This is a genomic window from Desulfovibrio sp. (assembly GCF_019424165.1).
Lineage (GTDB): Bacteria > Desulfobacterota > Desulfovibrionia > Desulfovibrionales > Desulfovibrionaceae > Desulfovibrio.
In genome coordinates, this window is the sequence record NZ_JAHZAA010000049.1 from 1 (window position 1) to 13429 (window position 13429).

At 53.0% G+C, this 13429-nt stretch carries 13 protein-coding genes and 1 pseudogene; 11 read left to right on the forward strand and 3 right to left on the reverse strand.

The genetic code is table 11. The features are described from left to right. Nucleotides 1-405: AAA family ATPase (locus QZ377_RS11790; protein ID WP_291441332.1), on the reverse strand; the 405-nt coding region annotated here is incomplete at its 3' end. 85 nt (nt 406-490) lie between these two features. Here QZ377_RS11790 and QZ377_RS11795 point away from each other — a divergent pair. Together QZ377_RS11795 and QZ377_RS12665 are read left to right on the forward strand one after the other, a co-directional pair. Next, a complete protein-coding gene (locus QZ377_RS11795; protein WP_183722513.1) occupies nt 491-778 on the forward strand; it encodes a hypothetical protein in 288 nt (95 codons plus the stop codon). 42 nt (nt 779-820) lie between these two features. Beyond that, on the forward strand, nt 821-1051 hold the full coding sequence (locus QZ377_RS12665) for a type II toxin-antitoxin system RelE/ParE family toxin (protein ID WP_365855071.1): 231 nt from the start codon (nt 821-823) through the stop codon (nt 1049-1051). 120 nt (nt 1052-1171) lie between these two features. On the opposite strand, the gene QZ377_RS11800 is transcribed toward QZ377_RS12665, so the two are convergent. Next, the gene (locus QZ377_RS11800) at nt 1172-2335 is read right to left on the reverse strand and encodes a hypothetical protein (protein ID WP_291441333.1); all 1164 of its coding nucleotides are present in this window, start codon (nt 2333-2335) and stop codon (nt 1172-1174) included. A 68-nt stretch (nt 2336-2403) separates the two neighbouring features. Further along, a complete protein-coding gene (locus QZ377_RS11805) occupies nt 2404-3105 on the reverse strand; it encodes an ERF family protein (RefSeq protein WP_291441334.1) in 702 nt (233 codons plus the stop codon). Nucleotides 3106-3379: 274 nt separating this feature from the next. Between QZ377_RS11805 and QZ377_RS11810 the strand changes: the two genes are divergently transcribed. The 9 genes and pseudogenes from QZ377_RS11810 to QZ377_RS11850 form a co-directional block, all read left to right on the forward strand. Beyond that, complete coding sequence (locus QZ377_RS11810; protein WP_291441337.1) at nt 3380-4645, forward strand: phosphomannomutase; 1266 nt, start codon at nt 3380-3382, stop codon at nt 4643-4645. 146 nt (nt 4646-4791) lie between these two features. After that, complete coding sequence (locus QZ377_RS11815) at nt 4792-6219, forward strand: mannose-1-phosphate guanylyltransferase/mannose-6-phosphate isomerase (protein WP_291441339.1); 1428 nt, start codon at nt 4792-4794, stop codon at nt 6217-6219. A gap of 63 nt (nt 6220-6282) precedes the next feature. After that, nucleotides 6283-7209, forward strand: a complete 927-nt coding sequence (locus QZ377_RS11820; protein ID WP_291441341.1) for a GDP-L-fucose synthase — start codon at nt 6283-6285, stop codon at nt 7207-7209. Then, a complete protein-coding gene (locus QZ377_RS11825; protein WP_291441342.1) occupies nt 7187-8368 on the forward strand; it encodes an aminotransferase class I/II-fold pyridoxal phosphate-dependent enzyme in 1182 nt (393 codons plus the stop codon). Before QZ377_RS11820 ends, QZ377_RS11825 begins: the two co-directional genes overlap by 23 nt. Before the next feature lie 12 nt (nt 8369-8380). Then, a complete protein-coding gene (gmd, locus tag QZ377_RS11830) occupies nt 8381-9535 on the forward strand; it encodes a GDP-mannose 4,6-dehydratase (protein ID WP_291441344.1) in 1155 nt (384 codons plus the stop codon). Then, nucleotides 9528-9674: a hypothetical protein gene (locus tag QZ377_RS11835; protein WP_291441346.1), complete on the forward strand. Its 147-nt coding sequence runs from the start codon at nt 9528-9530 to the stop codon at nt 9672-9674. Before gmd ends, QZ377_RS11835 begins: the two co-directional genes overlap by 8 nt. Continuing rightward, nucleotides 9671-11497, forward strand: coding sequence for an ABC transporter ATP-binding protein (locus tag QZ377_RS11840; protein ID WP_291441348.1), 1827 nt, complete (start codon nt 9671-9673; stop codon nt 11495-11497). The genes QZ377_RS11835 and QZ377_RS11840 overlap by 4 nt, the downstream gene beginning before the upstream one ends. Before the next feature lie 400 nt (nt 11498-11897). Next, entirely contained in the window at nt 11898-12836 is a 939-nt protein-coding gene (locus QZ377_RS11845) for an alpha-1,2-fucosyltransferase (protein WP_291441350.1), read from the forward strand. A 117-nt stretch (nt 12837-12953) separates the two neighbouring features. Next, nucleotides 12954-13373 (forward strand): annotated as a pseudogene (locus tag QZ377_RS11850) (transposase); the annotation flags it as partial. Nucleotides 13374-13429: the final 56 nt, after the last annotated feature.

Genomic DNA, 13429 nt, shown 5'->3' on the forward strand with positions numbered 1-13429 from the left:
GGGAAGGGCAAGCGGGCCGTATTCAAAGGTCATGTTGCCGTCTTTGACCGTCAGGTGCCCCACCAGATCGGCGAACTCCAGGCGGCCATGGCCGGTGACCTCAAAGACCGGATAATTGAGCCTGGCCGCCAGTTGTTTGATGCAGCTTGTTTTGCCGCAGCCGGTAGGGCCGAATACGTACAGCGGTTCATGTGACCCCTGTGGCCCTTGAAGATTTACGAACCAGACCACCATGTCGCGGCTGGACTCGTGGAAGATGTAGCCTGGGTCAATAACCGGAGTATAAGCCGAGGCTGCAGCATAGCCTATTACCGTGGTGCCGGAGGGTTTGCCGCTGAAAACCTGCCCGGCGTCGAGGTCGGTGGGCTGGAGGTTGGATATTTCAATAATTATAGGATTCTTCATTATTTTCACCTTTTCATGTTGTGTGTGCTATTCGCTTGACCGAAGGCGAACAAGGCCCTATCTTTTTGATAGACAGGGGGTATTTATGTCAGAGCAAACAGTTAGTTTTTCTGTTGACGCCAGTCTGTTGAGTGCCTTTGTGCATGTTGCTGAAAAGAACGCCTGCGACAATACTGAGCTTCTGAGAGCATTTATGGCTGAGTATGTACAGCAGGACGTCCGTAGGAATCATTACGACATGTGGTTCAAAGGCAAGGTGGAGCGCGGATTGCAAGAATTGGAGGCGGGGCGTGGCCTGACACAGGAGCAGGCTCTTGCACAGATGGGAGCCTTTAAATCTTCGCTGGCGGCTAGTCGAGAAGGATCACTATGAATCTGATCTGGTCTCCTCAATCCCTAGAAGACCGAAAAACAGATTTATGCTTTCATCTTTGAACATGATAATCAGGCTGCGGATGCATTGGATGACTTGTTCGACAATCAGGCCAATCGGCTGCTGACGTTTTCTGAAATGGGTAAACCAGGGCGTATAAAGGGGACTCGCGAACTTGTTGTCCATAAACACTATTTGCTTGTGTATACATGTTCACCGGATGCGATACGCGTTGTAACCGTTCTGCACACATCGCGGCAGTATCCAGCCTGATCAGCCGAATACAATCTCCCGCATAAGACGCATGCCCTGCAGGTTGTTTCAAAACCATCGCCTGTTTTGATTCGGCACAGGGCAAGCCAGAACAATATCCATGGTAAATTTCCTTGAATGTCAGTTGATTGGTGCAATGAATAATCGCTCGAAAGGCGCACCCGTGCGCTCGCAGCGGGCAAGCAAGGCATCCACGTCAATGTCACCCAGCCCCTCAAAGCGGAAGATGTCGGTCAGTTCTTCATGCAGGGCTTCGCGATTAAGCGTGCTGCGTCCTGCTGCCACTGACATGCGAAAGCGGTGCTTCCCCGTATCCACCCAATCCCGTGTGCCAGACTGCCGGTGAACCAGCTTAAGCACCGTCTCCATTTCTTTGATTTCATTATCCAAGGCTGTACGCTGCTCTTTGAGGGCCGCCAGCTTTTCAAGCGCCGGTTCCCATTGGGGCATATGCATACCTTGTGGGAATTTGGGGCAGTCGCCGTTGTATTCACAGTACGAACAGATTGGGTAAAAACCTTGGGCGCAGGTTACCTGTGAAAGGGGCAAGTTCCCGGCACGGTGGGCCGCGAGGTCGTCCCAGAGTTGGACCGCATGGTCAAGGGCCGTATCCAACATGGCCTGATTGAAAGTGTAAGGACCAAAGGTAGTCACATCCTTCATGGAAAGACAGAGCAGCCAGGCTTCCATACTCAGTTCCTCAGCTTGCTTGGGCAGCTGAAGGCCAAGCCGGGCAAGGCAAAGTTGCGGGAAAGTCATCTTGCCATGCAGAAGCGTGCCATCCTCAGCGCGTATGCTGAAAACGGGCTTGTCCCAGGCTTGGGCCAGCAGGCCAAGCTGGCCGTGCAGTTGCAGCAGGTGGGAATCATGCGAGGTGTCGGGCAATCTGCTCGTGCTTTTCACTTCCAGAATCCGTATGGCATTGACGGGCGCACCCCAGACCAGCACAAAATCCAGATGTGCCTTGATGGGTACGCCCTGATGCTGCCAGCTGATTTCAAGCTGGGCCAATACATGTAGGCCCAACGATGCCAGAGCTTGCCCAACGCCAGATTCAAACCAGTGCCCGCGCTGCAGGGTCAGCAGACGCTCCAAGCTATTTGGTGTTGGCACCACTTTACGGGCGAGAGCGGCACGAGGGCATTCCCAGTGCTGGCCAATGTCGCTCATGCCCACATAGGTGGACCGGTCGCCCAGATGAACTGCGGTACTTTTCTGAGAGACCGCCTCCAGGCCCTGACGAATTAATGCCCGCAAACCTTCCGTGCGGTCTGTGTTTATCATGATTTCATCCTCACAAAAGTAAGAGGGCCGCCATCAGGCAGCCCTCTCACTCGGTATTTTTATTTTTGCTATGCGGCATCAACATACTTCCACCACAATTTACGTTGCGGGTTCCAGCGGAAGCCCGCGCCTGTGAGTATTTCTTTTTTGGCTTGCGTGTTGCCGCTGGCAATGATGCAGGGCCGCCCGTCTTGGGCCGTGACCTGTTGATAAGTAATGCCCTCCAGCGGGGGAAAATTTTCAAGTCCTGCTGACGGTCGATTTGAGGTGGCTGGAGACTTGTTTTTGATGCTGGCATCGGGAGAGGTCTCTTTTCGCGCCTCAGGGGCGTTTACGGGCAATTTCGGACGTGAGGGCGTTTTTCGGCCAGTTCTTGCCCCTTCTCCGTCGTCATCTCCCGTGACCATGCCCAGCATGGCGGTTAGCGCATAGCGTCGGCAGTAAGTTATTGCCGACCCCATGCCCTGCGGGTCAGCCGTTGGCAGAGGAACCACAGCAAGAGAGCTTTGCCATTGCCCTGACTCTGCATGCGTCAGCTTGGTGACCAGGCCCAGAGAGTTGGGCTGCTCCACAGGCACAGGGTACTGGCACAGCCAGATGCCGTTTTCGATGAGCGCGTCACGGCAGGCATCCATGACGCTGTTGAGACTGGCGTACCAGCTTTTGGTAAAAGGATTTTCAGCGTCCTTAACTATGGGTTGCATGGTTCGTTGCACGTTGAGCAAGGCCTTGGCCAGTTCGGTGATATTTTCAGATTGGTATGGGGTCATGATATACCTCCGTGATAGGGGAATGCCCTGCCTGTGCCAGACAGAGCATTTACGATACTTTGACACACTGTCCTGCTGTTTCAAATTTGTAATATAGCTTTCAATCGCCTTGATTCACAGTCTGCGCGTAAGTAGAGTATCATCGATTCTCCTATTACTTTACTGTGCTGTGGCAAAAACAGGCTTGGCAAGGGCCGTTCAAGTTGGGTATAATGACGTCCACAATACTTGTTTTCGATAGTCACGCACAGACGTGTCAAAGCCAAGGAACCGCATGAGCTCTCTTCTCTCCTGCTTCAAAGCCTACGATATCCGTGGTCGCGTGCCTGATGTTCTCAACGCCCCTCTGGCGCATGCCCTTGGAAGGGCTGTGGTGGACGTTCTGGGCGCAAAGCGTGTTGTGTTGGGGCGTGACGCCCGCCTTTCCGGGCCGCTTCTGCGTGACGCCCTGGCAAACGGCCTGCGCGAGGCCGGGGCCATCCCCGTGAGCGGCGATTCCGGCCTGTTTGCCCTGCGCGACAGGGTGGCGGAACTGCTGGCTCAGGGTGGCGCAAAACCTGGCGGCCAAGGCCCTGCGCCGATGCACGAAGCTTCCTTTCGGGCCGACTATATCCGCTGGCTGCTCGACTACAGCGGCGCGGAGCAGCTTGTTACGGCTCCGCGCCGCAAGCCGCTCAAGATTGTAGCCGATGCGGGCAACGGTTGCGCGGGCCTTGTGCTGCGCGACCTGGCGAAAAGCCTGCCCTTTGCTTTCACCTGCCTGCATATGGAGCCTGACGGCTCGTTTCCCAACGGCGTACCCAATCCGCTTTTGCCGGAGCGCCGCGCCGCCACTGCCGCAGCCGTGCGCGAAGCCGGGGCGGATATGGGCATTGCCTGGGACGGAGACTTTGACCGCTGCTTTTTTTACGACAGCGACGGCAATTTCATTGAGGGCTACTACTGCATCGGCCTGCTGGCTCAGGAACTGCTGCGCCGCGCTCCCGGCGGCAAGATCGTGCACGACACGCGGGTTTACTGGAACACTCGCGAAGTTGTGCTGGCCGCAGGCGGCCAGCCTGTCATGGGCAAAACAGGCCATGCCTTCATGAAAGAACGCATGCGGGCAGAAGACGCCGTATACGGCGGCGAAATGAGCGCCCACCACTATTTTCGGGACTTTGCCTACTGCGATTCGGGCATGCTGCCCTGGCTGCTGGTGGCGACATTAGTGCACCGCACGGGCCGTTCCCTGGCCGAACTTGTGGCCGAGCGCATGGCCGCCTATCCGTGCAGCGGCGAAATCAACCGCCGCGTGCAGGACGCCCCAGCCCTTATGCAGCTTGTGCGGGAGCAGTATGCCCCCGGCGCACTCCACGAGGACAGCATGGATGGCGTGAATCTGGAATTTGCGGACTGGCGCTTCAACCTGCGCATGTCCAATACCGAGCCGCTGCTGCGGCTCAATGTGGAAAGCCGCGGCAACCGCCCCCTGCTGGAAGACAAGACCGCCGAACTCCTGCACTTGTTGGAGACGCGGGGCGGGGCTGTTCCAACATAGTTGGCGGGGCATGGCAGACCGGGCTGCACGCCCGCGGCGGCCTTGTTCTGCGACTGCGAATAGTGTATTTTCGGTTCGCGCGGCACAGCGGGCATACATGCCGCAAGCGGCGTACGCCACTTATTTGAACATCTGTGAGTAATTCCATGCCAAACATTGCTCCCGTCATACTTTGCGGCGGCAGCGGTACACGCCTGTGGCCGCTCTCACGCGAAACCTATCCCAAGCAGTTTGTGGATCTGGGCGAGGGGCGTACCCTGTTTAAGGACACGCTCTTGCGAGCGCAGCGTATTCAAGAAAGCCTGGAACCGGTCATTGTCTGCAATGAGGCTCACCGTTTTTATGTGACAGCCGCATTGTACGAGAGCAATGTTCGCGCCACCATTCTTTTGGAACCCGCGCCGCGCAACACAGCACCAGCCATTGCCCTTGCGGCCCTTGCCCTTGCCCGCGACGGGGCGGATCCGCTCATGCTGGTGCTGCCGTCCGACCATGCCATCGACGACGAGAACGCTTTTTTAAAAGGGGTGGAATCTGCCGCCTCCCTGGCGGAGCAAGGGCATATCGTCACCTTCGGCATCACGCCCCAAAGCCCCGAAACGGGCTTTGGCTATATTGAACAGGGTGAAACTTTGGGCGAAACTTTGGGCCAGGGCGGCTTTCGCGTGGCCCGTTTTGTGGAAAAACCCGATGCAGTGACGGCCCAATCCATGTTGGACCAAGGCGGCTTTTTGTGGAACAGCGGCATGTTTCTGCTGCGTACCTCCATATACCTGCAAGAGCTTGAGCGCTTCGCCCCCGAAATGCACGCCGCCTGCTGCGCCGCATGGCAAGGACGCATGACGGACGGCGCGTTCTGCCGTCCGGACACTGCCGCTTTTCTGGCTTCGCCGTCCGACTCCATCGACTATGCGGTCATGGAACAAACAGACCATGCGGCGGTGGTTCCCCTATCCACAGGCTGGAGCGATCTTGGCTCGTGGGAGGCGTTCTATCAGGCAGAACAGGGTGACGACAGCGGCAACGTCTGCCACGGCGATATCATGACCCAAGACGCGGAAAACTGTTATTTTAACGCCCAGCACCGCCTGGTGGCGGCCATTGGCGTGCGCGACCTTGTGGTTGTGGAAACGCGTGATGCCGTACTGGTGGCCCCGCGCGAGCGGGTGCAGGAAGTCAAGACTATGGTCGGCCGCCTGCAGTCAGCTCAACGGGCCGAATGCAGGCAGCATCCGCTGGTGTATCGCCCCTGGGGCAGCTACGAAACGCTCGTTATGGACGGCCGCTTTCAGGTAAAACGCATCACGGTCAACCCCGGCGCGGAGCTTTCCCTCCAGATGCACCATCACCGCGCCGAACACTGGGTGGTGGTCAGCGGCACGGCAGAGGTGACCAACGGCAATGAAGCCCGTCTGTATACAGAAAACCAGTCCACCTACATTCCCGTAGGTACGCGGCACAGGCTGAAAAACCCCGGCGTCATCCCTCTGGTGCTTATTGAAATCCAGTCTGGCGCGTACTTGGGCGAGGACGACATTGTGCGCTTTGCCGATGTGTACGGAAGGGAGAGCTAACGTGTTTTTCTCCAGGCCTCTATTTTCAAACCGCGCTAGCAACCTATTATCCAATTGAGCATCATGACTCAAATGCCTTCTATTCTCATTACCGGATCTGGCGGCATGGTGGGCCGCAATATTGTTGAGGCGCTAGAACCTGATGGCTATGTGCTCTACACGCCGCGTAGCCGACAGCTAGATCTGATGGATCAGTCGGCTGTGAACGCCTTTTTGCACCGCCATAAACCTTCATTGGTCATCCACTGCGCTGGTAAGGTTGGCGGCATTCAGGCCAACATGGCTGCCCCCGTAGATTTTTTATATGAAAATATGCAAATGGGCCTCAATATTGCTATGGGGGCGCTAAAACAAGGCATAAAACTTTTCTTGAATATGGGCTCAAGCTGCATGTACCCGACGCAAGCGCCAAATCCCTTGACGGAAGACTTGGTACTGACGGGCAGCTTGGAGCCTACCAATGAAGGATATGCCATCGCAAAATGCGCGATCACACGGTTATGCCAGTATATTAGCAAACAGTACCCTGGCAGAAATTATAAAACTCTTGTACCATGCAATCTTTACGGCAAGTACGATTCGTTTGATCCTTTTGCATCGCACATGATCCCCGCCATCATCCGCAAAATTGATACCGCCGTGCGCGATGGGCTTGATACTGTTGAGATATGGGGCAACGGCGAGGCGCGCCGTGAATTCATGTATGCCGAAGACCTCGCGCAGCTAGTGCTTGTTGCCGTGCGCAACTTTGACGCTTTGCCCGGCATCATGAATGTCGGCCTTGGGTACGATTATAGCGTTAACGAATATTATCAAGCAGTAGCCAGGGTGCTGAACTATCAGGGGGCTTTCAGCCATGACCTGAGCAAACCAGCCGGCATGCAACGCAAGCTGGTCGATGTGTCGCGGCAGAAGGCCTTTGGCTTTAGCCCCCACCATACTCTTGAAGAGGGGATAAGAAAAACACATGACTACTACACGTCGCTATAGTCTGGCCAGCACCACCTGGGGTATGGCTGAAATTGAAGCCGTAACAGAGCTTGCGCGGGCACAGACCACAAGCATGGGTGGAGCCGTTTTTTCTTTTGAAAAAGAATTTGCGACATTTGTCGGCGCAAAACATGCGGTTATGGTCAATTCCGGCTCCAGCGCCAACCTGCTCATGACCGCCGCCCTTTTTTTTACGCAGCCGGAACCCCGCCTCAAGACCGGAGACGAAATTGTCGTCCCCGCCATATCCTGGCCCACCACCTACTATCCCTTACAGCAGTATGGGCTGCGGCTCAAATTTGTAGATGTGGATCTGCATACTCTCAATTATGACCTAGAAGCGCTTGAAACAGCCGTTTCCCACAAGACCCGTGCAATTATGGCTGTAAATCTTCTCGGAAACCCCAATAATTTTGATGTGATAAGTGATATTATCGGCAACAGGGATATTATCCTGCTTGAAGACAACTGCGAATCCTTGGGTGCGACCTTTGGCGGGCGCTACGCGGGCTCCATTGGGCTGATGGGCACATATTCCTTTTTCTTTTCGCACCATATTTCCACTATGGAAGGTGGCATGATCGTCACCAACGATGATCACCTTCACGACCTACTGCTTTGTCTCAGGGCACACGGCTGGACCCGTAACTTGCAAAAGGAAAACACCCTGTGTGTTAAGTCGGAAAATCCTTTTGAGGAGTCGTTCCGCTTTCTTTTACCAGGCTACAACGTGCGGCCGCTGGAAATGGAAGGTGCTATCGGTCGCGAGCAGTTGAAAAAACTGCCGGGATTTCTGGCCGCCCGCAGAAAAAATGCCAAACACTTTTTGTCGCTCTTTAGTGACAACCCACATTTTATGGTACAGCAGGGCATCGGCGCCCCCTCGTGGTTTGGCTTTTCGTTGGTTCTTCGGCCCGGCTCACCTCTGAAACGTAACCAGGTGGCCGCTACGCTGCTTGGCAATAAGGTAGAGTGCCGGCAAATAGTTTCAGGAAACTTTGCGGCCAAGGATGTCATGCGATATTTTGATTATTCAATTTCCGGCACACTTGCCAATGCCGAGTATGTGGATGCCAACGGCCTCTTTATCGGTAATGACCATGTGGATCATGCTGAAGACCTCAACCGGGTTCACAGCATTCTTTTATCCTTGGCCTAAGCGAGTAGTACAATGAAAAAAGCTCTCATCACCGGCATAACCGGTCAGGACGGTGCCTATCTCGCCGAATTTTTGTTGGGCAAGGGTTACAAGGTTCACGGCATCAAACGTCGTTCATCGCTTTTCAATACCAACAGGGTGGATCACCTTTTTCAGGACGCGCACACAGCCGAGCAGCATTTTGCGCTGCATTACGGAGATATGAGCGACTCCAGCAATCTTGTGCGCATGGTACAGGAGATTCAACCCGACGAAGTTTACAACTTGGCGGCGCAAAGCCATGTGCAGGTATCCTTTGAGTCGCCGGAATACACGGCTGATGTGGACGCCCTTGGCACGTTACGCCTGCTGGAGGCCATTCGCATTGCCGGACTGACCGCGAAAACCAAATTTTATCAGGCGTCTACCTCCGAACTTTACGGTCTGGTGCAGGAAGTGCCGCAGACCGAAAAAACGCCCTTTTATCCCCGTTCGCCATACGCCTGTGCCAAACTCTATGCCTACTGGATTACAGTCAACTACCGCGAAGCTTACGGCATGTACGCCTGTAACGGCATCTTGTTCAATCACGAATCCCCGATCCGCGGCGAAACCTTTGTTACTCGCAAGATTACCCGCGCCATGGCGCGCATTCTACTTGGCATGCAGGAATGCCTCTACCTCGGCAACCTCGATGCCAAGCGCGACTGGGGGCATGCCAGAGACTATGTGGAAATGCAGTGGCTCATGTTGCAGCAGCAACAACCCGAAGATTTTGTGATCGCCACGGGGCGGCAGTTTTCTGTGCGGGCCTTTGTAGACGCAGCGGCGATCGAATTGGGCATGAGCCTTGAATGGCAAGGCCACGGTGTGGACGAAACGGCCATTCTGACGGGCATTGACACCAGCAGAGTGGAAGAACTTGCCCAAGGTAAGCCCTTTAATGTTACGGCCAAGCCCGGCGAGAGCATTGTGCGCGTTGATCCCCGATACTTCCGCCCCACCGAGGTTGAAACCCTGCTGGGCAACCCGGCTAAAGCTAAGAACAAGCTGGGTTGGGAACCTCGGACATCCTTTGAAAGCATGGTGGCTGAAATGGCGCGTGAAGATCTGATTTTGGCCATGCGCGATTCTGTGTGCAGAGTCACGGGCTTTACCACCTTCTGCCAAAACGACAATCATGATTAAAAATATTATTGTTGATATCGCCTGGTATCGTGAAATTGTGGATAGAGCCTATGCGAGCTGGTTTGTACCCACGGGCAAAGGAGTGCAGGCGCGTAAGCATGTCAAACAAAACTTCCATACTAATCAGGGCCAAGCATGAGCGCACCGCGTCCCCTGCCTCAAGCCCTGAAGATGTTGATCCCACTGGTTCCCTCCGCAGAAAAACGGCGGTTCTGGGGACTGTTGCTTTTGACAGTGATAATGGCTCTGATCGAGCTTGCCATCACCGGCCTTGTGGCTTTACTGGCAGCTGTTTTCGGCTCTCTGGAAGCTGCCCTCAACCACAATCCCTTGCTTTGGGTGCGCACAGGTCTTGGTTTTGATCTGGGCAATGATTCACGCTATCTGTCTCTGGGTATCCTCTGCGCCATTTTGTTGGCCATTGTCTGCAAAAACGCATTGACCGTAGTGCAGCAATGGCACATGACCGCCTTTTCTGAAACTATTGGCAATGCGGCCCGCACACATTTGCTTCGTTTTTATCTGTGTGCGCCCTTTTTATGGGTGTTTCGTGTGGGTACGTCCGAGATGCTGTTCGGTTCTAGCGCCGGGGCGCAACTTGGGCAAACCCTGTTAACGGCCTTACAAATATTCAGCAATACACTGATGATCTTAACGATTTTCCTGGGGTTGGTGGTCGTATCTCCAGTACCTGCGCTGACATTTTTATGCGTTCTTGGTCTTGGCGGGTACCTGATTGTCAAGGGCACACGCAAGATGCTGAATGCCAAGGCCGCTGCGGTATACCGGGCAGATCTTGCCACACACAACATACAGCAAACTGTTGTGCACGGCTTGAAAGAGATGCGCCTGTATGGTCGGGAAAACGCAATTTTCTCTGCCTACACAGCAAAGCTGAACGATGTGGTTGTGGCAAAAAAATGGTTTCAGGCGCTCAGCCGTCTGCCAGTGGGAAGCTTGGAAGTTTTGGGTTTTGCATCGTTGGTTGGGGTACTGCTGTTTTTGATTTATGTACAGAATGCCGGCATTGCCACCATATCCGGCATTATGGGCTTCCTGGCCGCCGCTGCCTGGCGTACCTTGCCTGTTGCCAACAGGCTTGTGGACAACCTGACACAGCTACGCTCCAGCTTGCCTTATTTGAACAAGGTGGCGGATATAATCACGCTCGGAAAAGAGTTGAAAGCTGAGATGGCTCCATCCTTTGAAACGCCCGCGACGCCCATAGTCTTCAATAGAGATATCAAGCTTGACAGGATTTGTTTTCGCTACCCCGGCGCGAGCGCTGCGGCTTTGCAGAATATCGACTTTACCATTAAAACCGGACAGATGTTCGGTCTGGTGGGGCTTTCGGGCGCGGGAAAGAGTACGCTGGTCAACATTCTGGCCGGGCTTGTTCCCCCTGAATCCGGTCACCTGCTGGTGGACGACACCCCCATAACCAAGAACAATGCCCGGTCCTGGTTGCAACGCATTGGCTATGTGGCCCAGGCTCCCTATCTTTTGGACGCGTCATTGGCAGAAAACATAGCACTCTCCCGCTGGGGAGAAACCATCGACCATGAACGCGTGCTGGAGTGCTGCCGCATGGCGGCCCTTGATTTTATAGACGACTTGGACAACGGCATTGATACCGTACTTGGGGAACGTGGCGTGCGCCTTTCCGGTGGACAGGCCCAAAGGGTGGCTATTGCCAGAGCGCTGTACAGCGAGCCGGAACTGATCATTTTTGATGAGGCCACAAGTTCTCTCGATATGAAGAATGAAAAATCCATTCATGAAACTATCCTGTCCTTGCGAGCAAAAGTGACCATAGTCATTATCGCGCATCGGCTAAGCACCGTGGAAAACTGCGATTCTGTCATCTGGCTGGACAAAGGATCTGTGCAAATGGCAGGCAGAGCGGAAGACGTCTTACCGCGATACAAAGAGGCACTGAACGCTAGCCTGGCAAGCCAATAACTTACGTGGGCTATTCCAGCTAGATCGATAAATACGTTTTGTGACAAGAACAGAGAGCGGGGGGAAATGGTTCTAATTCTGTCTTCGTTCTCAGAAAACGGTCAGATGGAACAAGTGCTTGGTCAGGTAGCAAAAAGTTAAAGAGTAAAAAGCTCGTTTCTACAAGAGATATAGCTCTAGCAACAAATGTTCAGCACCTGGCAGCACTGACCATTTGGAGCCAACAGCTTGTTCCCGTTGTTCGGGTCGGTCTAAGGAACGTTGGGGAGATGAAAATCTCGTTTCAGATATAATATATCCTGTTTAATTTCCGTTGCAGCGCAAATCAACCTCAGATTCGCCCAGTCTGGAGTCGGTCTGAATTAAAAATTCAATTCTAAGGGGTCGCACGACTATGCTTATGAAAAGATTAATCAAGCTTATATATTGGCGTTGCATTACAATTTTATTTTTTGTGCTACACCCCAAAAGATTCTTTGAAAAAACTTGTATCGTTATGGTTGATGGTGGCATGGCGTCACAGATGAGGCAATATCTTCTAGGTTGTGCCGTGGCGAAGGCTTCTGGCATTAAAGTCAAATATGATTTGAGTTGGTTTGAAAGATGCGGGATGGATATCCTCGGTCAAGAAAGCAGATCGTACGTTCTTGAAAAAATTTTTCCCAGCGCTCATGTCGAGCGAGCGGGCAAACTGGAAACATATGTTTATAGGAATGTATTTTGGACATCGCTAGCTGATCCTAACGTATATGACCCAAACGTCTTGATCTCAAAAAAGAACCGCTATCTTGGCGGTTACTATCGCAACAAGCAATATATTTATAATGTTAGAGACATAGAGAGAGAAATTTTTACATTCAACGTTTCACTTTGCGATGAAAACACCGCGCTTTTGGATAAAATTCTTTCTGAAAAAAATTCCGTGGCCGTTCACATGCGCCGTGGAGATTTTATCGGGTCTGTTCATGACTGTACAAACGAAAAATATTTTCAACAGGCCATGGATTTGTTAAGCGCGAAAACCATCAATCCATTGTTTTTTATTTTTTCGAATGACATAGACTGGGCAAAAAAAACTTTTGCTCACCGGAAGGTTGTTTATTTTTTGGAGGCCAATGACATTGATCAGGGCTATTTTGATATGTACCTGATGTCCCGGTGCAAGCACTTCATTATTTCTAATTCATGGTTTGGAGTTTGGGCAGCCAGGCTTGGCGCAGATTCGGAAAAAATTGTTATTTGCCCTCACACCTTTTTTAGGGATGACCCAGAAGGCGAGCACTTGTATGATATTGTTGATGAAGATTGGATTAATATAAAGTGTGATCTGTCGAAGTAATATTGTCGTGTTTCAGTATAATAGTCCTGTACCCGATATTTCTCGGGCAAAAGATGTGAGGGTGTAAGAAATTTTGTGTAATCGGCCAATCATGTTAGCCCGATTATCGGAGGATTGATGATGGTCGACCCCAAAGATATACCCGATGAGTTAATTGACGCTCTGCTTGCCAACTATCAAAAGCCCGACGACCTGCTGGGAAAAGACGGCATTTTGGAACAACTGACCAAGCGAGTTATGGAGCGCGCTCTGCAAGCGGAGATGACCTACCACCTGGGGCATGAAAAACATGGTAGAGTTGCCAACGCCAACGGAAACACCCGCAACGGTACAAGCAAGAAAACCTTGAAGGGGAAGAACGGCTCTTTGCCCATCGCGATTCCTCGAGACCGGGACGGCAGCTTTGAGCCGCAGCTGGTGGAAAAGCATCAGACCCGCTGGCAAGGTTTGGATGACAGCATTATTTCGCTGTATGCCCGAGGCATGAGTGTACGCGAAATCCAGGGACATTTGAAAGACTTGTACCACACAGACGTTTAACCGGCGCTGATCAGCGCTGTAACCGATGAAGTGGCCGAGGATGTCCGTCAATG